The organism is Acidimicrobiales bacterium (genome assembly GCA_016794585.1).
Classification (GTDB): Bacteria; Actinomycetota; Acidimicrobiia; order Acidimicrobiales; family DATDAH01; genus JAEUJM01.
On sequence record JAEUJM010000032.1, the window covers coordinates 127,712 to 148,030 of the forward strand.

Sequence of the window (20,319 nt, forward strand, 5' to 3'; positions counted from 1 at the left end):
CCACGTGTGGTGATCTTCGTGGTGACCCGGGCCCCCGGGTGGTCGCTACAGGCCGAGCTCGTCGGCGCGCCGGACTGCGGCCCGGCGGCTGGTGACGCCGAGTTTGGCGTAGATGTGCTTGGTGTGGGTGCGGACGGTGTTGAGCGACACGATCAGCTCGCGGGCGATGTCGGGGCCGCTCAGGTCGGACCGGAGGAGGCGCAAGACGTCGAGCTCGCGCTCGCTCAGGGGCTCGACCAGGCCGGCCTGGTTCGCCGGGCGGTCGGGCGCCCCGGAGGCGCCGGCGTCGGTATCGCCCTCGGCGGCTGCCAGCACGGTCGCCGCGGCCCCGGCGGCGGTGCCGTGCTTCGCGGCCAACTGGAGGAGCTCGACCATCGGCGGCCCCTCGTCGAGGAAGGCGCGGACGTCCCCTTCGGGCGCGGTGAGCTCGAGGGCACGGTCGAGCGGGACGAGCGCGGCGCGGACGTCGCCGCGGGCCTGCCGGGCGAGCGCCTGGAGGACGAGCACCTCGACGACGGTGCCGGTCCGGCCCCCGGCGTCGGCGGCGACGAGCAGGCGGTCGAGGAGCGGCTCGGCGTCGGCGGACCCCTCGGCGAGGAGCAGGCGGGCGAGGGTGACGTGTTCGAACTCGTGGAGGTAGTCGTGCTCGTCGGTGGGGGAGAGCTGCCGCTCGTCGGCCCAGCGCCGGGCCTCGTGGAGCTCGCCCCGCCGGATCCGGAGGCGGGCACGGACGGCGGGGACGGGCCGGACGTCGGGCGAGTAGTCGCCGAAGTAGACGGCGGCGGCCTCGTCGAGCAGGGCGAGGGCGGCGTCGAGGTCGCCCTCGACCTGGCACAGGTGGGCCCGGACGACCCGCCACCGGTAGGGGTTCTGCGGGAGGGCCCCGTTGTCGCCGAGTGCGTGGCTGGCGTCCAGGTGCCGCCGGGTGCCGGCGAGGTCGCCGCCGGCGAGGGCGACGCCGGCCAGGCCCACGTGCATGTCGGCCGCGCCGCGCAGGACGGGGCCCCCGGGCGGCTCGACCAGCGCCAGGGCCCGCTCGAAGGTGGCGGCGGCGTCGCGCCGGCGACCCAGGGTGAGGCGCATGTCCGCCAGTGCGATCGCGCACCCCGCCGCGTCCGCGAGGTGCCCGGCTGCCTCCAGCGCGTCCAGCGCCTCCCCGTACCGGTCGGCGGCCTGGCTTAGATCGCCGATGCTCCAGAGCGCCAGCCCCAGGAGCGCAGAGGCACTGCCCCGGCTGAGGTGCTCGTCGTCGTCCATCAGGGCGAGGGCGCGCTCGGCGTGGGCGATGGTGGCCGCGGGGTCGCCGGCCAGGTGCGCGAGCCCGGCCCGGTAGACGGCGATCTGGGTCGGAAGGCGCCGCCGGCGCTCGGCGTCCCCCTCCGGGCGCGCCCCGGCGGGCCCCCCGGCCGCTGGCGTCGCGGCGGGTTCGGGGGCGTCGGAAGACAGGAGGACCTCGGCCCGGTCGAGCAGCTCGGCCACGCCGGCGGTCTGTCCGTGGACCATGCGCACGCCCACCAGGTCGACGGTCAACACCGGCCGTTCGGCGATCACCTCGTCGGGCAGCGCGTCGAGCCAGGCGGCGATGGTGGCCTCGCCCCGCGTCTGGTGGAGGCCGGGAGCCGCGCGTTCGACGAGATCGGCGGCGCGCTCGGGGTCGTGGCCGGCCAGCGCGTGGGCGATGGCCTCCGCCGGGTCGCCCTGCTCGTCCCACCACGCCGCCGCCCGGCGGTGGAGCTCGTCGACCCGCTCGGGATGCTCGTCGAGCAGGCGGGCGCGGAGGACGTCGGCGAAGAGGTGGTGGTACCGGTACCAGCGCCGGCGGTCGTCCAGCGGGATCAGGAAGAGGTTGGCCCGCTCGAGGGAGTCGAGCGTCGCGCCGCCGTCGCGGTCGCCCGATCCGCCGCCGGTGACGGCGTCGCACAACGGACCGGTCAGGCGGGTGAGGATCGACGTCTCGAGGAGGAAGGTGTGGACGTCCTCGGGTTGACGCTCCAGCACCTCGCCGGCGAGGTAGTCGACGACGTAGCGGTCGTCCCCCGCGAAGTCGGCGATGAACCCGTGGGGGTCGCCCCGCCCCTGCATCGACAGCGCCGCCAGCTGGAGGGCGGCGGCCCAGCCCTCGGTGCGCTCCTCGAGCGCGGCGACGTCGTCCGGGTCGAGGGCCAGTCCCATCGGGCCGTTGAGGTAGGCGCCGGCCTCGTCGGGGGTGAAGCGGAGATCGGCGGCCCGCACCTCGACGAGTTCGCCTCGGGCGCGGAGGCGGGCCAGGGGCAACGGTGGATCCGAGCGGGTGGTCACGACGAGGTGGATCCGCTCCGGCAGGTGGTCGACGAGGAAGGCGAGGCCCTCGTGGACCTCGGCCCGCCCGACGGCATGGAGGTCGTCGAGGACGAGAACGACGTCGTGGTCGGTGCGGCTGAGGTCGTTGACCAGCACGGCGAGGACGGCCTCGAGGTCGACCGCGGCGGCGCTGAGCTCGGCCAGCGCACCCTCGCCTGTCGGGCCCAGGGCCGTGGTCACGTAGGTCCAGAACTGCGTGGGCTCGTCGTCGCGTTCGTCGAGTGAGACCCAGGCCACGTGGGCGTCGAGCCCGCCGACCCAGTCGGCCACGAGGGTCGTCTTGCCGAAGCCCGCCGGGGCGGACACGAGGGTGACGGCCGCGTCGGCGTCGAGCGGGACACGGAGCCGGGCGCGCGCGACGAGGTTGCGCCGCCGGCGGGGCACGTGCAGCTTCGTCTCGAGCAGCGGGCCCGGCACCACCCTCCCCCCTGTCGGCCGGCCCCCACGGTAGGGCGCGGCCGCACCCGTCGGCGCGTGCGACGTGCCGGAGCGGGGCGGGGTGGGTCGGGGTGGTTGGGGGTGGAAAGCCGTGCCGGGGCCCGTGCCCGGGTCAGTCGCCCTCGGCGTCGGCCTCGATCTCGGTGATGGGCCCCTCGGTGAAGAGGTAGGTCCGCAGGTGGCGGTCGAGCTCGGCGTCGTTGCGTCGAAGCCACTCGAGCACCATCGCCGCGTGCTCCTTCTCCTCATCGCGGTTGTGGGCGAGGATCGCCGCCAGCTCCTCGTCCTGGGTGGCGGCGACCCGCTGGTCGTACCAGTCGACCGCCTCCAGCTCCTCCATGATCGAGGCGATCGCCCGGTGGCGGTCCAGCACCTCCTCGGGCAGTCGCTCGATCGGTTCGTGGAACCCTTCACTTGCCATGGCGTGCTCCTCGTCCTGTGCGTCGGCAGGCCCGTCCGCGGGCGCGGCCGGTCGGCGTTCCGTACCCCGCCGGCGGCGGCGCCAGCACCTCGCTCTGCGCCGGGAGGCGGAGGCCCGGCACGGTCGCCGCCGTGGTCCAGGTCGGCGCGCCTCGGCAGAACGGCCGCGAAGAAGAAGGGGCCGCCCGCTCGTGCCGGATGCCACCCGGACCGGCCTCGCCACGCTCGGCGGCCGGATCTGCTCGGGGTTTCCCCCCGGCGCCAGTCGTTGGAGGAAATACCTCCCGTCTACGGGGGCTATTTCCTCCAACGGGGCTCGGCAGGCCGGTGCGACCGGCGCCGGCGCCACGCTCGGTGGTGACGTCAGCCCGCGGGCGGGGCCAGGGCGGCGCGGCGAGCGGAGAGGAAGGCGCGCTCCGTGGGGTTGGTGGTGAGGGTGAGCGCCCGGTCGTAGGCGTCGGTCGCCGCTTCGAGGTGGCCGGCGCGGGCCAGCAGGTCGGCCCGGGCGGCGTGGTAGGGCTGGTAGGCGTCGAGCTGGGCGGCGTCCAGCTCGGTGAGAGCGGCCAGGCCGGCCTCCGGCCCGTCGCGCTCGCCGACGGCGACGGCCCGGTTGAGAGCGACGACGGGGTTGGGGCGCAGCGTGAGGAGCAGGTCGTAGAGCGTGACGATCTGGTCCCAATCGGTGTCGTCGGCGCGGGCGGCGTCGGCGTGCACGGCGGCGATGGCGGCCTGGACCTGGAACGGGCCCGGTTGGTCCCGGCGCAGGCAGGCGCGCACGAGGCCGTGGCCCTCGTCGACGAGTGCCCGGTCCCAGAGGGAGCGGTCCTGGTCGGCCAGGCGGACCAGGGCGCCGCCCGCGTCCGTGCGGGCGGGGCGACGGGCATCGGTGAGCAGCATCAGCGCGAGCAGGCCGACGGCCTCGGGCTCGTCGGGCATCAGCTCGGTCAGGACGCGCCCCAGGCGGATGGCCTCACGGCTGAGGTCCACCCGCGTGAGCTCGTCACCGGAGGTGGCGGTGTGGCCCTCGGTGTAGATGAGGTAGATGGCCGAGAGCACCGCGTGGAGGCGGTCGGGCAGCTCGGCCGCCCGGGGGATGCGGTAGGGGGCGTGGTTGTCGCGGAGCTTGCGCTTGGCCCGCACGAGGCGCTGGGCGAGGGTGGCCTCGGGGACCAGGAAGGCCCGGGCGATCTCGGGGGTGTCCAGCCCCCCGAGCAGCCGGAGGGTGAGCGCCACCTGGGCGTCGGGAGCGATCGCGGGGTGGCAGCAGAGGAACATCAGGCGGAGCTGGTCGTCGGGGACGACGTCGACGAAGCCGTCGAGGTCGTCCAGGTCGGGGTGGCCGGCGGTGGGGTCGCCGAGGGGGTCCATGGGATCGGCGTCGCTGGGGAGGGCGTGGAGTCGGTGAGCGGCCCGGTGGCGGTCGTCCCGCGACGCCTCCCGTCGCAGCCGGTCGATGGCCCGGTTGCGGGCGGTGGTGGTGATCCACCCGCCCGGGTTCGGGGGGAAGCCCCGAACCGGCCATTGCTCGGCGGCGATGGCGAAGGCCTCCGCGACCGCATCCTCGGCGAGGTCGACGTCGCCGAGGATGCGGACGAGGGTGGCGGTGCAGCGCCCGACCTCCCGCCGGTAGACGGCGTCGAGGTCGTCAGCGGCGCCGTGGCCGCGGGGCTCGCCCAACGGTGGCCTCAGCCCTCGGGCTCCGGCTCGACCTGCATGGGCCGCAGTTCGACGGGGCCCTCGCACGCGGCGGCGCACTGGCCCGCCCAGTCGAGGGCGGCGTCGAGGTCGGCGGCCTCGATGACCCAGAAGCCGCCCATCTGCTCCTTGGTCTCGGCGTAGGGGCCGTCGGTCATCGACACGTCGCCGGCCGCGCTGCGCACCACGGTGGCGGTCGAGGCGGGCTGGAGGCCGGCGCCGAACACCCAGGCGCCGGTGGCCTCCATCTTCTCGTTCAGGGCGCCGACCTGCTGGCCGAGGCGGGCGATGTCGGGATCGCTGAAGTCGTTCTCGCCGTACTCGTCGTCGTGCCAGACGGAGATCAGGTACTGGGGCATCGGAGGGGTCTCCTTGGTTTGGGTGAGGTGCGGATCGGTTCGTTGCTGCTGGTGAGACGGAGCCGGGTGGCGCCGCTCACCGTGTCCACGAACGACATCGCCCGGATCGACACCCTCGACCGGGAAATCTCGGGAATTCTCCGCGTCGCCCGGTCGGCGCCGCCTCATCCCTCGTCGAGCAAGGTGACGAGCTTGGTCGTGGTGGACCAGCTGCGGATGGTCATCCGCTTGTACTCGGGGGTCACCATGATCTTGTTCAGCTTGGACTTCGTGCGCTGGGCCGACAGGCGCTGGAAGTAGACGACGCCACTGCCGGGCCAGGCTCGGTCGACGCCGTCGCGGCACTGCACGACCTTCATGGCCTGCGCCGCGGTGAGCGGCGCCTTCAGGAAGACGGCGTCGGAGTGGTAGGTGTCGGGTTGCTGCCCGAACCCCTGCGGGGCCTTGGCGACGACGGCCCGGAACTGCCGCTCGGTGCGGATCACGACGAGGATCGGGATCCCGAAGGCCGCCTCGAGCACAGCCTCGACCCGTTCCTCGAGGCCGGCGACCGGCTCGCCGGTGGAGAACAGCACGTTCCCGGACTGGATGTAGGTCCGCACGTCGCCGTACCCGGCGGCCTCCACAGCCGCCCGCAGGTCGGCCATGGGGACCGGGTTCTTCCCGCCCACGTTGATGCCACGCAGCAGGGCGACGGCTCGGGTGGTGGCCATGGCGCCGACCCTAGGCGGGGAGTCGGCGGCGGCGCCTGGGGTCAGTCCCGGTAGAGGTTGACCGCGGGGTCGAGGCCGAGCGTCGCGGCGTCGAGGCGGCCGGTGGCAGCCAGGAGGAAGTCGTGGGGGTCGATGGCCACGGTCGGGGTGGTGTCGTCGGCGCCGCCGAGCTCGATGGTCGGGTGGTCGCCGCGGGTGAGCTCGATGCGGGCGGGGCCGAAGCCCTGGGCCTCGAGCTGGCCCATGACGTAGGCGAGCGCCGCCTGCTCGCCCTGCCCCGGCTCGGTCGGGCGGCCGAGGGCCACGCCGATGTCGTCGGCGTGGACGTAGGTGTCGTACCAGAGGGTCAGCACACCGTCGCCCATCGACAGGTCCGGGGCGCCGCTCGGGCCGTTCCACACGTCGTCGTCGAGGGCGGCGGCGAGGGCGCGCAGGCCCTCCAGCGCGGCGTTCAGGCGGGCGACCGCCTCGGCGGGGCCGTCGTCGCCCAGCGCCGCCGCCTCCTCCTCGAAGGTACGGCTGCCGGGGGCGCCGCCGGCCACGTCCTCGACGATGCCCACGACGTGACCGACGACGTCACGGACCGGGGCGTCGCAGCGGGTCGGCGCCCGCCACTCGTCCTCGGTCAGCGGCGCCACCAGGGCGGCGAAGCGGTCGTACTCGTCGAGCATCCCGGCGATGACGTCGGGCCGGGCGGGCAGGAGGGCGTTGTCGATGGGCATGGCGGAGTCCTTCCGGGTCGGTGGGGCGGGTCAGCTGGTGGGCGGGTCAGAGCGGGATGACGGCCTGGGTCTGGGTGACGAGGGCGAGGCGGCGATCGCGGTCGTCGCGGATGTCGGTCTGCACGACGATCGTCGTGCGCCCGACGTGCAGCGGCGTCGAGGTGGCGTGGGCCCGGCCGCCGTCACGCAGCCCCCGGAAGAAGTTCGTCTTCGACTCGATCGTGGACGTGACCGCACCCTCGGGCAGGTTGAGGAAGGCGCACACCGCGCCCAGGCTGTCCGCCAGCACCATCAGCGCGCCGCCGTGCAGGAGGCCGCCGATCGTGCAGCGCTCGGGCGACCAGTCCATCCCGCCGACGACCTCCTCGGCGCTGGCCCGGTCGATCTCCACGCCGCTGGCGACGGCGAAGGGCATGGTGGCGACGAGGGCGGCGGGGGAGAGTGCATCGGAGGCGTCGGGCGGCGGCGGCATGGACACCATCGTGCTCCCGGGAGGGAACGGTGGCGATTCCCTGGGAGGTAATCGCCCTGCCCCGCCGCCGTGGGTACCGTCCGCGTCATGACCGCCACCACCGAGCACCCGTCGGTCGGTCCACTGCTGCGGTCGTGGCGGCAGCGGCGTCACCTGTCCCAGCTCGAGTTGGGCACCGAGGCCGGCGTCACCACGCGTCACCTCAGCTTCGTGGAGACGGGCCGGGCCCGGCCGAGCCGGGAGATGGTCCTCCACCTGGCCGAGGTACTCGACGTGCCGCTGCGAGAGCGCAACCACCTGCTCGTGGCCGCCGGATTCGCGCCCACGTTCCGGGAGAGCCCGCTCGACGACCCGTCGTTCGCCGTCGTGCGGACCGCCCTCGATCAGGTGCTCGCCGGCCACGAGCCCTATCCCGCCATCGTCGTCGACCGCCAGTGGCAGCTGGTCGCCTCCAACCTGGCGGCCTTCGTGCTCGTCGAGGACGTCGCTCCCGAGCTGCTCGAGCCGCCCGTCAACGTGCTGCGGGTGAGCATGCACCCGCACGGCCTGGCCCCCCGGATCCGGAACCTGGGGGAGTGGGCCGGGCACGTGCTCGACCGGCTCCGCCGCCAGGCCCTCATCACCGGCGACGCCGAGGTTGGCGCGCTGGAGGAGGAGCTGCGCGGCCTCCTGCAGGAGCAGGGCATCGACGAGACCCGGGCAGGTGGCGAGCACGCCGGTGACGTGGCCATGCCGATGCTGCTCGAGTCGGCCAAGGGCCCCCTGGCGCTGATCACCACCATCGCCACCTTCGGCACCGCCCTCGACATCACGCTGGCCGAGCTGGCTCTCGAGGCCTTCCTCCCCGCCGACGCGGCCACTGCCGAGATCCTCCGCGAGTACGCCGCCGACCTCGCGTGACCGGTGCGGGGGATCTCACCGGTGGGAAGGGGAGGGCGCGCTACGTGGCGAAGTCGGGCTGAGCGGAGCGGACCGCCTCGCTGCGGCCTTGCGGCTCCTCCCACTCCTCCTGGCGGCCGAGGGCGGTGAGATCGAGGAAGTAGTAGCTCCCGCCGGTGCTCTCGAGTCCGCGGGCGTACTGGGAGTAGGTGTGGAACACCTCGCCGTCGACGGCGAGGAAGCAGCTGCGCCCCGGCATGTCGTAGGGCTGGTCGGCGGTCTTCATCGACTCCTCGCCCCGGGCGGCGTACTCGTCGAGGGTCCGGTAGTTGAAGGTGTCGTACCCGCGGGACTCGTCGATGGTGGCGCCGAAGTCGTAGCTGAAGGCCGAGTCGCCCGACGAGTACCAGGGCACGTCCCAGCCCCGCTTCGCCTTCCAGTCCTCGAGCTTGGCCAGGGGCGCTCGCGAGACCATGGCGTAGGTGGTGTCCCGGGTGTGGAGGTGCTCGAGGAAGCCGGGCGACAGCTCATCGGTGCCGGCAGTGCAACTCGAGCAGCCCTCGTCCCACTCCGGGTGGAACATGAAGTGGTACACGATCAGCTGCGGGCGGCCCTCGAAGAGGTCGAGCAGGCGGACGGTGCCGTCCGGGCCGTCGAACCGGTAGTCCTCCTCGACGAGGACCATGGGCAGCGAGCGCCGGCGGGTGCTCAGGGCGTCGCGCCGGCGGGTCAGCTCCTTCTCCTCGGCGAGCAGCGCGACCCGGGCGGCGAGCCACTCCTCCCGGGTGGTGACGCTGGGCAGGTTCGGGGGCAGGTCCATCGCAGGTTCCTCTTCGGTTGGTGGTGCCCGCCTCCGTTCCGACGGATGCCACCGCCGGCACTCATCGGGACCCGGCCCGATCAAGGGCCCGCACCGCCGCGCCCCTACGGTGACCGCATGAGCGCGCACCCGTCACTGACCGGCACCGGCGTCTGGGCCCACGAGCTCCGCTACGGGGATCCCGCCGAGATCGCCGACCTCGCCGCCGAGCTCGAGGGTCTGGGGTTCACGGCGCTCTGGGTGCCCGACGTCGGCGGGGACCTCTTCGGGTCGCTCGACAACCTGCTGACGGCGACGTCGTCGGTGGAGATCGCCACCGGGATCCTCAACGTCTGGATGCACACGCCGGCCGAGACCGCCGAGTGGTGGGCGGCGCAGTCCGCGGCCGACCGGCAGCGGCTGCTCCTCGGCATCGGCATCAGCCACGCCTCGTTCATCGACGCACACGAGGGGATGTCGTGGGACAAGCCGCTGTCCACGATGCGCACCTACCTCGACGGACTCGATGCCGGCGGCGTGCCCCGCGAGGCCCGCTGCCTCGCCGCCCTCGGGCCGAAGATGCTCGAGCTGGCCCGCGACCGCTCGGCCGGCGCCCACCCCTACCTGGTGACCCCGGAGCACACCGCCCTCGCCCGCCAGACGATGGGCCCGGATGCCCTGCTCGCCGTGGAGCAGGGGGTCGTCCTCGACACCGATCCCGACGCGGCCCGGGACGTGGCCCGAAAGGCCCTGTCCATCTACGCCACGCTCCCGAACTACACCAACAACTGGAAGCGCCTCGGCTTCACCGACGAGGACGTCGAGAACCTGAGCGACCGCCTCGTCGACGAGGTGGTGGCCTGGGGCGACGTGGACGACCTCGCGGCCCGGGTACAGGCCCACCGCGACGCCGACGCCGACCACGTGTGCGTGCAGCTGCTGGGCGCGCCGGGCGCCCCCGTCGACCGCGAGGCGTGGCGCCGCCTCGCGCCGGCGCTCCTCGCCTGACACAGCCGCCGGCGCTCCCCGCGGCCGACCGGGAGGCGCGCCTGCCTTCGCCGCCCTGTTCGCGCCGCCCTGTTCTCGCCGCCCCGGCGCCCGCCCGACGCCCAGACGACCGCGGCTCGACACCGGACCGCCAGGGCCGGCGGCCCGGCGCCGAGATCAGCTCGCGCCGCCCTCGCGGGCGGTCTGCTCCTGGTCCCAGCCCTTGCGCTCCGCCTCGGCGATGGCCTTCTCCTCGGCCCGTTCCGGATCCTGCTCGCCCTCGTCGACCTGCTTCTGGAGCTCGTCGCCGACGCGACTGGCGGGGGCGCGCTCGGCGTCGCTGGGGTCTCGATCGTCGGTTCCAGGCATGGTGCCTCCTCTGATGGCGTCCGCAGGACCTACCCGGCCCCGCCGGGCAGTAGTCAGAAGGCATGCCCCACGCGGGATCGTCGCCGGGTCCGGCTCGCCCGGGTCCATCACGACGGCGTCGCCGTCCTCCGCTCCGGCGCCGAGGGCGGGCTCGTGCATCGCCGGCGGGCGTCGCTCGTGGCCGGACTGGCCATGGGTCCGGCGCTGCTCCTTCAGTTCGGCCTCGAAGAGGTGGCGCCGGCCGTCGGCCAGCTCGTCGAGGAGGCGCCGTTCGCCCGCGCGGATCGGCCCGTAGTACAGGTCGTCGAACTCCTCGACCATCTGGAAGGTCCATCGACCGTCGAGGACGTTGCGTCCGATCACCTCCTCCTCGACCCAGGCGGCGGCGTCGTCGTGGCCGGCCTCGCGGAAGAGGCGGGCCGCCTCGTCCATCTGGAAGTCGAGGTGCCCGACCATCTGGTGGAAGTCGTAGAGGCGACCTCGGGCCCGCTCGAGCCACTCGATCGCCTCGGACAGCTTGCCGAGGGCTTCCACGGTCTCGTCGGTCACGCCGGGAGGGCGTGCGTGGGAATCGGGGGCAGTCATCGGCCTGCTCCCTAACCCAGTGGGCGCCGCCATAGTCACGACGGACGGTGACCCACCGACGTTGCGGGAGGGTGGCTCCGATGCGGGGCGCTCAGCCGAAGCGGAAGCGGGTGACGTCGGCGGGAAAGTCGAACCAGGCCATCGCCTTGACGGGGGTGAAGCGCACGAGGCCACCCGAAGCCTCGCCCTCCCACGCGTCGGGCTCGGGCTCGTAGCCCTTCTCGCCGTACTTCCGGCGCATCTCGGCGGCGATGCGGCCGCCGAGCTCGAGGCCCGGGGGTTCGGCCGGCGCCGCGGTGCCCTCGACGATCACGGCCTGCCAGCCGTCCTCGAGGTGCAGGACGCAGTCGCCGCGGGCGGCGACGTTGCGGGCGTGCAGCGTGGCCGGCGAGCCGTCGTAGTAGAGGCCGCCGTCGAGCCAGATCCCCCAACGGGGGACGACGTGGGGCCGACCGTCGGCGCGGGCGGTGGCCATCCAGTACTGGGTGGACTCGACGAGGCGCTCCTCGACCTCGGCCCACGCCAACATCCCGTCGTCGGTCTCGGGCACCCCGTACCCCTCGGGCATCAGCGGGCGGTCGGTCTTCGGCTCGGCCATCGGGCTCCCCCTTGTCGTCACTCGGTCCGTCGTCCGCCCGCCGGCGGATGGTACCGCCGCCCCGGTCGGCCGTCTCCGGCCGTGATCGATCGGGGGCGGACGGACGCGGAGCGGCGGCCCCGGTCCGGGGACCGGGGCCGCCACGTCAGGTGGTGGATCGGATCACTTGACGTCGAAGCGGTCGAGCATCATCACCTTGTCCCACGCCGCCACGAAGTCCTGGACGAACTTCTCGCCGGCGTCGCTGCTGGCGTAGACCTCGGACAGGGCCCGCAGCTGGCTGTGGTGGCCGAAGACGAGGTCGACCGCGGTGGCGGTCCAGCGGACCTCGCCGGTGGCCCGGTCCCGGCCCTCGTACTCGTGCTCGGTGGCCGCCGTCGACCACTCGTTGTCCATGCTCAACAGGTTGGTGAAGAACTCGTTGGTCAGGACGCCGTGGTTCGCCACGAGGGCGCCGTCGTCGGCGAGGGCGCGCATGCCGCCCAGCAGCACCGTCATCTCGGGAGCGGTGAGGGTCAACAGGTTGGCCTTGTCGAGCAGCAGCGTCTCGGGGTCGAGCTTCTCGCCGGGGCGGAGGTAGTTGCGGAAGCCGTCGGCGCGGGGCTCGAGCACCGCGAAGGCCTCGGCGTCGGTCTGGTCCTCGGTGGCGTCGGTGCGACCGGGGGTGAACGGCACCTTCACCTCGACGCCGGCGGCCTTGGCGGCCTCACCGACGGCGACGCAGCCGGCGAGGACGATCAGGTCGGCGAGCGAGATGCGCTTGCCGCCGGTTGCCGAGGCGTTGAAGTCGGCCTGGATGCCCTCGAGCACCGAGAGCACCTCGCCGACGCCGGCGTTGACCTCCCAGTCCTTCTGGGGGGCGAGGCGGATGCGGGCGCCGTTGGCACCGCCGCGCTTGTCGGTGCCCCGGAAGGTGGAGGCCGAGGCCCAGGCCGTGGACACGAGCTGGGAGACCGAGAGCCCCGAGTCGAGGATCTTGGCCTTCAGCGCCGACACGTCGGCCTCGTCGACCAGCGGGTGGTCGACCGCCGGGACCGGGTCCTGCCACAGCTGCGCCTCGGGCACCCACGGTCCGAGGAAGCGCGAGACCGGGCCCATGTCGCGGTGGAGGAGCTTGTACCAGGCCCGGGCGAAGGCGTCGGCGAGCTGCTCGGGGTGCTCGTGGAACCGCCGCGAGATGGGCTCGTAGACCGGATCGAAGCGCAGGGCGAGGTCGGTGGTGGCCATCATCGGCGCGTGGCGCCGGTCGGGATCGTGGGCATCGGGCACCGCGTCGGATCCGGCGCCACCCGCGGGCCTCCACTGCTTGGCGCCGGCCGGGCTCTCGGTGAGCTCCCACTCGTAGCCGAAGAGGGTGTCGAAGAAACTGCTGTCCCAGGTGATGGGCGTCGGCGTCCAGGCGCCCTCGAGGCCGCTGGTGATGGTGTCACCGGCCTTGCCGCTGCCGTACGAGCTCTTCCACCCGAGACCCTGGGCGTGCACAGGGCAGCCCTCGGGCTCGGGGCCGACGAGGTCGGGGTCGCCAGCGCCGTGGGTCTTGCCGAAGGTGTGGCCGCCGGCGATGAGGGCGACGGTCTCCTCGTCGTCCATGGCCATGCGCCGGAAGGTCTCCCGGATGTCGACCGCGGCCTTCAGCGGGTCGGGGTTGCCGTTGGGGCCCTCGGGGTTCACGTAGATGAGGCCCATCTGCACCGCACCCAGCGGGTTCGACAGGTCCCGCTCGCCGCTGTAGCGCTCGTCGCCGAGCCAGGTGTCCTCGGGCCCCCAGATGACCTCCTCGGGCTCCCACACGTCGGGTCGACCGAAGGCGAAGCCGAAGGTCTCGAAGCCCATCGACTCGAGGGCCACGTTGCCGGCCAGCACCAACAGGTCGGCCCAGGAGATGGCCTGGCCGTACTTCTGCTTCACCGGCCACAGCAGGCGGCGCGCCTTGTCGAGGTTGGCGTTGTCGGGCCAGCTGTTGAGGGGGGCGAAGCGCTGCATGCCGGCACCGCCGCCGCCCCGGCCGTCCTCGATGCGGTAGGTGCCGGCGGCGTGCCACGTCATGCGGACGAACAACGGCCCGTAGTGGCCGTAGTCCGCGGGCCACCAGTCCTGCGAGTCGGTCATGAGATCGACGAGGTCCTGCTTCACGGCCTCGACGTCGAGGCCGGCGAAGGCCTCCGCGTAGTCGAACTCCTCGCCGAGCGGGGTGGGGCGGGGCCCGTGGGCGTTGAGGACGGACAGGTCGAGCTGGTCCGGCCACCAGTCCTTGTTGGTGCGGGGGCGACCCGGCTTGGGCTCCGGCGCGTCGATGGCCGGGTTCTCGCTCTCGCTGGTGCTGGCGGTGGCGTTCTTGTCATGGGTGTCGGACACGTCGGTCTCCTCGGTGGCGGGGCGCTGGTGGCGGGTCGGTCAAGCGCTACCCGCCACTCTCCTCCCCCCGCGCCGATCAGGGAAGTTCCGGTTTCCTCTCACGGCGATAACCTCTTGTTATGAATCGCCCCACCGTCCAACAGCTGCGTTACGCGGTGGCGGTGGCCGACGAGCGCCACTTCGGGCGGGCGGCGCAGGCCTGCTTCATCAGCCAGCCCGCCCTCAGCAACCAGATCCGGGAGCTGGAGACCAAGCTCGGGGCGCAGCTGTTCGAGCGCACCAACCGCGGCGTGCTGGTGACGCCTGCAGGCGAGGAGGTCGTGGCCCGGGCCCGGCGCATCCTCAGCGAGCTGGACGACCTGTGTGAGGCGGCCGGCGACGCCGGGGGCGAGCTCGGGGGCTCCCTGCGCCTCGGGGTCATCCCCACGATCGCCCCCTACGTGCTGCCCCGGGCCATCCCCCTCGTCGAGCGCGCCCATCCCGGCGTCGAGCTCTACCTCCGCGAGGACCGCACCGAGTCGCTCATCGCGCAGCTCCAGGCCGGCGAGCTCGACCTGCTCCTGCTGGCCCTGCCGCTGCACCGGCCCGGCATCGACGAGCTCGCCCTCTACGACGAGCCGTTCCTGCTGGCCGTGCCCGAGCGCCATCCCCTCGCCAGGGGCCGCCGACCGGCGCTCTCGGCCCTGACCCACGAGCGCCTCGTGCTGTTGGAGGAGGGCCACTGCCTGCGCGATCAGGCCCTCGCGGTGTGTGAGCTGGCGGGCCACGACGGCACCGTCGAGGTGCAGGGCACCAGCCTGCCGACCGTGGTGCAGATGGTGGGCTCCGGGCTCGGCGTGACCCTCCTCCCCGCCACCGCGATCGAACGGGACGTCCACCCGGGCGAGCGGGTCGTGGTGCGGGAGCTGCGCCCCGACGTGCCCACCCGCACCGTCGGGCTCGCCTGGCGGTCCTCGTCGGCCCGGGCCGACAGCTACCGGGCCCTCGGCGAGGCCATCGCCGAAGCGGGGCGGGCCGGCATGGCCGCGCTCACCGGCGCCTCGAAGGCCTCGGGCGCGTAGCCGGCGGCGACGCGGCACACTCGCACCATGCGCTTCGTCGTGGTGGGGGCCGGTGCCATCGGGGGAGTGGTCGGCGGGCGGCTCTTCCAGCGCGGCCACGACGTCGTGCTGGTGGCCCGTGGTGCCCACCACGACGCCATCCGGGACCGGGGTCTGACCATCCAGTGCCCGACGGGCGAAGTGACCCTGGCCGTCCCGGTGGTCGATCGTGTCGGGCGCCTGGAGCTCGGCGCCGACGACGTGGTGCTGCTGGCGGTCAAGAGCCAGGACACCGCCGGCGTGGTCGCCGCCCTCGACCCCGTGGCCCCGCCCGGGCTCGCGGTGGTGTCGCTCCAGAACGGCCTCGAGAACGAGCGCGTCCTGCTGCGCCACTTCGACCCGGTCTACGGCGTGTGCGTGATGTTCCCGGCCACCCACGTCGAGCCCGGGGTGGTGCAGGCCAACTCGACACCCGTCGAGGGGCTGCTCGACCTCGGCCGCTATCCCGCCGGCGGTGACGGGACCGGCGACATCGAGGCCGACCCCACCGCGGAGGCCATCGCCGCGGCCTTCCGCTCGGCGGGGTTCGAGTCCGAGGTGCGGCCCGACATCGTGCGCTGGAAGGCGGCCAAGCTGCTGTTGAACCTGGCCAACGCGGTCGACGCCGTCTGTGGCCTCGAAGGTGCCGGGGGCGAGCTCTACGTGCGGGCCCAGGAGGAGGGCCGGCGCTGCCTGGCCGCGGCGGGCATCGACCACGTGTCCGAGGAGCAGGACGCCGAGCGTCGCGGGGACCTCATCCAGCTCCGCCGCATCGACGGCCAGCGCCGGGTGGGCAGCTCGGGCCGCCAGAGCCTCGCCCGGCAGGCCGGCGCCATCGAGGTCGACTACCTGAACGGTGAGATCGTCCTGCTCGGCCGCCTCCACGGAGTGCCCACCCCGGTCAACGAACTGCTGCGGCGGCTCGCGAACGAGTGCGCCCGCGAGCGCCGCCCGCCGGCGTCGATGGCGCCGGAAGAGGTGCTGGCCCTCCTCGACGCTCCCTGAGGGCGGCGGCACCCGGAGGCGCGCGGGGTGTCGGCCGTCCGGCCGACGCGCCCGGCCGTCAGGGGTGCAGGACGGTCTTGCCGATGGTCGCCCGCGTCTCGACCGCTCGGTGGGCGTCGGCTGCGTCGGCGAGGTCGAAGGGTGGTCCCACCACGGGCGTCAGCGCGCCGCTCGCCGCCGCGGCGAGGGCGCGGTCCTCGAGGGGCCGCAGGTCCGTGGGTCGCACCCACGGGGCAACCTGCACCCCACGGTCGGCGAGGGCCGCCTCGTCGATCTCGAGCGGGGTGCCCGAGGACCAACCGTTGACCGCGAGGGTCCCTCCCGCACCGAGCAGGGCCACGGCGGCCTCGCCGATGCGGCCGCCCACGCTCTCGTAGACCAGTGACACGTCCCGGCCGTCGACGGCGGCGCGCACCTCCTCCGGCCAGTCCGGGCGGTCGTAGTCCACCGCCACATCGGCGCCGAGGCCGCGGGCCACGTCGACCTTGTGGGGCCCTCCCGCAGCGGCGACCACGGTGGCGCCGGCACCGACCGCCGCCTGCACCAGCAGGGTCCCGATCCCGCCGGCCGCCGCGGTCACCAGCACCACGTCGTCCGTGGTGGGCGCGGCCCGGTCCAGGATCGACATCGTCGTGCGGCCGGTGCCGATCATCGCCACCGCGCCGTCGGCGTCCAGGCCGTCCGGGACGGCCTGGAGCGAGCTGGCCTCGGCGAGGGCCAGCTCCGCATAGCCGCCCGACGCCATCCCGAGGTGCACCACCACGGCACGGCCGAGCCATGACGGGTCCACCCCGTCGCCGGTGCGGTCGACCGAGCCGGCGACCTCGCGACCGGGCGTCATCGGGAGGTCGGGGGGTGGGAAAGGGCCGGGCTCGCCCCGCCTGATGGCGGTGTCGACCACGTGCACGCCGGCGGCCGACACCCGGACCCGCACCTGGCCGGCGCCCGGCTCGGGGTCCGGCACCTCCTCGTAGTGCAGCTGTTCGGGCCCGCCGAAGGCGTGCTGGCGGATGGCCCACATGGGTGTCTCCTTCGCTCTGGACGCAGGTGGCCGGTCGCCGGCTCCAGGTGGCCTTGGGGCCCGGTCGACCTGGCTCCGCACCCTAAATCCTCGAGTTGACTTGAGGTCAAGGGCCTCGCCGTCGGAAGGGGCGGGCGATTCGGCGGATGGCCCCGGGCTACGCCGCCACGGTCTCGACGCGCGCCCGTCCCGGGCGCCCGTAGAGCGCGAGCACCCGAGCGGCCTCGTCGGCGATCTCGTCCCGGTCCCGGCGGGACAGGCGCGGGACGACGGTGGCCACCAGGTCGTCGTCGTCCCACCACCAGGTGCCCACGACCAGGCCGTCGTGCAGCACGGTGCCCTTGATGTGCGCCTCGGGGATGCCGACCGCGAAGCGCTCGCCGTCGACGAAGAAGCGGGACCGGTCCTGGTGGGACAGGAGCACGTTGTCGAACGTCGGGAGGAAGCGGACCGGGGCGGGCACGTCGGGGTCGGGCAGGGGCCCGTCGGGCACGTCGAACAGCTCACGCCCCCGCTCGTCACGGACGACCCGGAGCCGGGGGCGGAGGCGCTCGAACACGGGCCGCATCGCCGTCAGCCGGCACCAGGCGGTGGCGTCCCCGGGGGTGGCGGGGCCGAACGCGGCCAGGTAGCGGAGCAGGAGGTCGTCGAGCGTGGTGGTGGGTGGCGGGTGGCCCACCCAGGTGTCGAGGTGGGCGAGACGAACCGTCCCCTTCTTCCCCCACACGCCGCGGGGCGGCACCTGCACGAGCGGGAGGTGGGTGCGACAGACGTAGGCGAGCCCGGCGGCGTGGCGGTCGGGCACGGCGTCGGCGAAGCGGGCCCGTAGCTCCGCCGGCGTGCGCGGTGACTCGTCCAGCCACCGCCGCCCCAGGGCGAGGGCGTCGTCGAAGGGCCGGTCCATCACCTGGCGGGCGTCGGGATGCGCCTTCACCTCGGCGTCGAGCACGGGCTGCACGATGGGGCGGACCGCGCCGGCGTCGTCCGCGGTCATCAGGTGGATGGTCGACCGCATGACCGCGATGCGCACGACGGCCCGCGCCTCGAGCAGGTCGCCGAGGGCGTCCGGCTCGAAGCCGTCGAGTCGCGACCACAGTGCGAGGTAGGGGTCGAGCGGCTCCTGGGCCTGGAGGCCGACGAGGTGCTCGACGGCGCCCACGACGTCGACCGAGCCCGCCGGCCGGCGCGCCAGCAGCCACTGGCGCTCGAGGGTGGCGCGGTTGAGGGCCCGGTCGGACAGGACGAGCGGCGCAGCCATCGCCCCATGGTGACCGGTTGCGCCGGGGCATGCCCGGGGGCATGCCCCGGGGCGTTCAGTCAGGGTCCGCCGAGGCGGGTTGCGTTCGCCGGGAGCGCAGGGCGTGGACGGCGACCAGCAGGGCCAGCGCCGCCACGGGCACCATGAGCGGGAGCGACCAGTGCGCCGCGATCGAGGCGCCCGCCGCCGCCCCGGCGACGTAGGTGGCGACGCCGAGCGCCAGCACGAGGACCACGCGGGTGTCGGTCGCTCCGGGGCGGCCGAGTTGCTCGGCCAGCCGGGTCAACGCCCCGGTCTCGAAGGTGGTGCTCACGCCGACCCCGACCACGCGTCCGATGACCTCGGTCTGCACGCCCATGGCCAGGCCCAAGACGACGAGCGCCGCGATCCCCCGGGCCCCGTCGACGGTGGAGGGCGCCCCGTCGACGGGAAGGGCCCCCACGAGCAGGGCGGCCAGGGCGAGCAGGGCCAGCTCGGCGGCGAGTAGGCCCGGGTCCCGGCCTCGACCCAGCCGACCGCTCGACCGGGCGGCGGCCATCACCCCCAGCGCGAACGCGGCGATCGCCGCAGCGGTGCGCCCCACGGGGGTGCCGGGGGCGCCGCCGGTGACGAGGCCGAGGAGGATGAGGTTCCCGCTCTGGTTGGCGGGGAACACGCCGCTGATGCGGGTGTAGGCGATGGCGTCCACGCAGCCGGCGACGGCGGTCAGCCCGTAGGCGGTGGCGACCTGCGGCGACCGGGCGGTCGCCCCCCTCATGTCGTCTCCCCTGGTCACTCGTCCCCCTCGGCGTCGCTGGGGACCATGGCGTAGCAGGAGGACGGGCCGCCTCGCCGGATGGGGTGACCGAGGGCGTGGCCGGCGGCGCCCCGGGGGAGAGACGCCGCCGGCGGGGGGATCCCTAGACGCCCATCAGCTCGTACATGTTGGCGCCCATGATCTTGGCCACGTCCTCATCGGCGAGGCCCACCTCGTCGCGGGCGTACACCGCGTACTCGACGGGGTCGGCCAGGCCCTCGGGGTGCGGCCAGTCCGAGTTGAACAGCACGTGGTCGAGGCCGATGGCGTCGATCAGCGGCTCGAGGTCGTCCTCCCAGAAGGGGGCGACGTAGAGCGCTCGCTTGAGGGTGTCCGCCGGGTCCTCGGCGAACAGGTGGGGCATCTTCCCGTAGCCGTCGGCGAGGTCCTCGACCACCCGACCGATCCACTTGCTGCCGCACTCGATGGTGCCGATGCGCACGCCGGGGAAGCGAGAGAGCATGCCGTGGATGACCGCCGAGAAGATGGTGTCCATGGTGGGCCGGTAAGCCTGGGACACGGCGTAGAAGGGGTGCTGCTCGAACGGGCGCATCTCGCCGGACACGCCGTTCCACTCGTTGGCGAAGCGGGAGTAGCCCGAGTCCGAGGCATGCAGCATGACGGGGATGTCGGCCTCCTCGACCGCCCGCCAGAAGGGGTCGTTGTCGGGGAGGAAGGGTGAGCGCGGGCCCCGGTGGCCGGCGACCGGAGCGGGCCGGACCAGCACGGTCTTGGCGCCCCGCTCGAGGGCCCACTCCAACTCGGCGACCGCTCCCTCGGGGATGGCGAGGTTCATGACCGGCGTGGTGAAGATGCGGCCCTCGTGGTCGAAGCCCCACTCGTCGTGCATCCACTGGTTGAAGGCGTGGACCAGCACCTGCGAGGCGACGGGGTCGTCCATGAAGTTGACCTCGATCAGCGACGCCAAGGTCGGGAAGTTCACGATGGCGTCGATGTGCATGCGGTCCATCAGGGCCAGGCGGGCGTCCGGGTCGGTGAACTCGGGGATGGCCCGCATGGGTCGGACGATCTCGCGGTAGCTCTTGCCGGCGGTGTTGCGCCCCGAGAAGTACTCCGCGGCGGACCCCGGCTCGGCCACCACCTCGAAGGTGGGGTTGGGGATGTAGTCCGACACCCGGCCTCGCACGATCATCTTGCGCCGGCCGTCCACCTCGGCGATGCGGATGAGGCCCGCGTACTCCTTCGGCAGGTACCGGGTGAACGAGTCCGCCTCCTCGTAGAGGTGGAAGTCGCAGTCGAACACCGGGTGGTCGAACGCGGAGTACGACATGTCCGGGCTGTGCGGCGTGTACTGCATCGTGAATCCCCCGTGGCGAGAACGCTGTTTCCGCCGACGATCGCGAGCGGGGCCGCGGGGCGCTAGGGACCAAGGTCCCGAATCGTCGGCGGTGGGGGAGGTGGGGGAGGA

19 protein-coding genes are annotated in these 20,319 nt (G+C 73.8%); 4 read left to right on the plus strand and 15 right to left on the minus strand.

The window, feature by feature from the left end; all coding sequences use genetic code 11:
* Window positions 1-45: 45 nt before the first annotated feature.
* From JNK12_16780 to JNK12_16810, 7 genes are all read right to left on the minus strand, one after another.
* Entirely contained in the window at window positions 46-2,757 is a 2,712-nt protein-coding gene (locus JNK12_16780; protein ID MBL8777599.1) for a hypothetical protein, read from the minus strand.
* A gap of 133 nt (window positions 2,758-2,890) precedes the next feature.
* Window positions 2,891-3,199 (minus strand): ferritin, encoded by a 309-nt coding sequence (locus tag JNK12_16785; GenBank protein ID MBL8777600.1) that lies wholly within the window; start codon window positions 3,197-3,199, stop codon window positions 2,891-2,893.
* A 362-nt stretch (window positions 3,200-3,561) separates the two neighbouring features.
* The gene (locus tag JNK12_16790; GenBank protein ID MBL8777601.1) at window positions 3,562-4,875 is read right to left on the minus strand and encodes an RNA polymerase subunit sigma-24; all 1,314 of its coding nucleotides are present in this window, start codon (window positions 4,873-4,875) and stop codon (window positions 3,562-3,564) included.
* An 8-nt stretch (window positions 4,876-4,883) separates the two neighbouring features.
* Window positions 4,884-5,252, minus strand: coding sequence for a hypothetical protein (locus JNK12_16795; protein ID MBL8777602.1), 369 nt, complete (start codon window positions 5,250-5,252; stop codon window positions 4,884-4,886).
* Between the two features lie 164 nt (window positions 5,253-5,416).
* The gene (locus tag JNK12_16800; GenBank protein MBL8777603.1) at window positions 5,417-5,965 is read right to left on the minus strand and encodes a DUF1697 domain-containing protein; all 549 of its coding nucleotides are present in this window, start codon (window positions 5,963-5,965) and stop codon (window positions 5,417-5,419) included.
* 41 nt (window positions 5,966-6,006) lie between these two features.
* Window positions 6,007-6,687 carry a maleylpyruvate isomerase family mycothiol-dependent enzyme gene (locus tag JNK12_16805; GenBank protein ID MBL8777604.1) on the minus strand — a complete coding sequence of 227 codons (681 nt, stop codon included), beginning with the start codon at window positions 6,685-6,687 and terminating at the stop codon, window positions 6,007-6,009.
* A gap of 46 nt (window positions 6,688-6,733) precedes the next feature.
* Complete coding sequence (locus JNK12_16810) at window positions 6,734-7,102, minus strand: PaaI family thioesterase (protein MBL8777605.1); 369 nt, start codon at window positions 7,100-7,102, stop codon at window positions 6,734-6,736.
* Between the two features lie 144 nt (window positions 7,103-7,246).
* On the opposite strand from JNK12_16810, the gene JNK12_16815 reads away from it, so the two are divergent.
* Window positions 7,247-8,059 (plus strand): helix-turn-helix transcriptional regulator, encoded by an 813-nt coding sequence (locus tag JNK12_16815; GenBank protein ID MBL8777606.1) that lies wholly within the window; start codon window positions 7,247-7,249, stop codon window positions 8,057-8,059.
* Between the two features lie 40 nt (window positions 8,060-8,099).
* Here the strand turns inward: JNK12_16815 and JNK12_16820 are convergent, their stop codons facing one another.
* Complete coding sequence (locus JNK12_16820) at window positions 8,100-8,858, minus strand: DUF899 domain-containing protein (protein ID MBL8777607.1); 759 nt, start codon at window positions 8,856-8,858, stop codon at window positions 8,100-8,102.
* A 117-nt stretch (window positions 8,859-8,975) separates the two neighbouring features.
* Between JNK12_16820 and JNK12_16825 the strand changes: the two genes are divergently transcribed.
* The gene (locus tag JNK12_16825) at window positions 8,976-9,845 is read left to right on the plus strand and encodes an LLM class F420-dependent oxidoreductase (GenBank protein ID MBL8777608.1); all 870 of its coding nucleotides are present in this window, start codon (window positions 8,976-8,978) and stop codon (window positions 9,843-9,845) included.
* A 156-nt stretch (window positions 9,846-10,001) separates the two neighbouring features.
* Here JNK12_16825 and JNK12_16830 read toward each other — a convergent pair whose 3' ends face one another.
* The 3 genes from JNK12_16830 to katG form a co-directional block, all read right to left on the minus strand.
* Complete coding sequence (locus tag JNK12_16830; GenBank protein ID MBL8777609.1) at window positions 10,002-10,742, minus strand: hypothetical protein; 741 nt, start codon at window positions 10,740-10,742, stop codon at window positions 10,002-10,004.
* Window positions 10,743-10,869: 127 nt separating this feature from the next.
* On the minus strand, window positions 10,870-11,376 hold the full coding sequence (locus JNK12_16835; protein MBL8777610.1) for a pyridoxamine 5'-phosphate oxidase family protein: 507 nt from the start codon (window positions 11,374-11,376) through the stop codon (window positions 10,870-10,872).
* Between the two features lie 162 nt (window positions 11,377-11,538).
* Window positions 11,539-13,671 carry a catalase/peroxidase HPI gene (gene katG / locus JNK12_16840; GenBank protein MBL8777611.1) on the minus strand — a complete coding sequence of 711 codons (2,133 nt, stop codon included), beginning with the start codon at window positions 13,669-13,671 and terminating at the stop codon, window positions 11,539-11,541.
* Window positions 13,672-13,850: 179 nt separating this feature from the next.
* On the opposite strand from katG, the gene JNK12_16845 reads away from it, so the two are divergent.
* Complete coding sequence (locus tag JNK12_16845; GenBank protein MBL8777612.1) at window positions 13,851-14,792, plus strand: LysR family transcriptional regulator; 942 nt, start codon at window positions 13,851-13,853, stop codon at window positions 14,790-14,792.
* A 27-nt stretch (window positions 14,793-14,819) separates the two neighbouring features.
* Entirely contained in the window at window positions 14,820-15,815 is a 996-nt protein-coding gene (locus tag JNK12_16850) for a 2-dehydropantoate 2-reductase (protein ID MBL8777613.1), read from the plus strand.
* 58 nt (window positions 15,816-15,873) lie between these two features.
* Here the strand turns inward: JNK12_16850 and JNK12_16855 are convergent, their stop codons facing one another.
* The 4 genes from JNK12_16855 to JNK12_16870 all read right to left on the minus strand — a co-directional run bounded on the left by JNK12_16855 (window position 15,874) and on the right by JNK12_16870 (window position 20,208).
* Complete coding sequence (locus JNK12_16855; protein MBL8777614.1) at window positions 15,874-16,836, minus strand: zinc-binding dehydrogenase; 963 nt, start codon at window positions 16,834-16,836, stop codon at window positions 15,874-15,876.
* Between the two features lie 157 nt (window positions 16,837-16,993).
* Window positions 16,994-18,094: an AlkZ family DNA glycosylase gene (locus JNK12_16860; GenBank protein MBL8777615.1), complete on the minus strand. Its 1,101-nt coding sequence runs from the start codon at window positions 18,092-18,094 to the stop codon at window positions 16,994-16,996.
* A 55-nt stretch (window positions 18,095-18,149) separates the two neighbouring features.
* Window positions 18,150-18,851 (minus strand): DUF1275 domain-containing protein, encoded by a 702-nt coding sequence (locus JNK12_16865; protein MBL8777616.1) that lies wholly within the window; start codon window positions 18,849-18,851, stop codon window positions 18,150-18,152.
* 142 nt (window positions 18,852-18,993) lie between these two features.
* Window positions 18,994-20,208 (minus strand): amidohydrolase, encoded by a 1,215-nt coding sequence (locus JNK12_16870; GenBank protein ID MBL8777617.1) that lies wholly within the window; start codon window positions 20,206-20,208, stop codon window positions 18,994-18,996.
* Window positions 20,209-20,319: the final 111 nt, after the last annotated feature.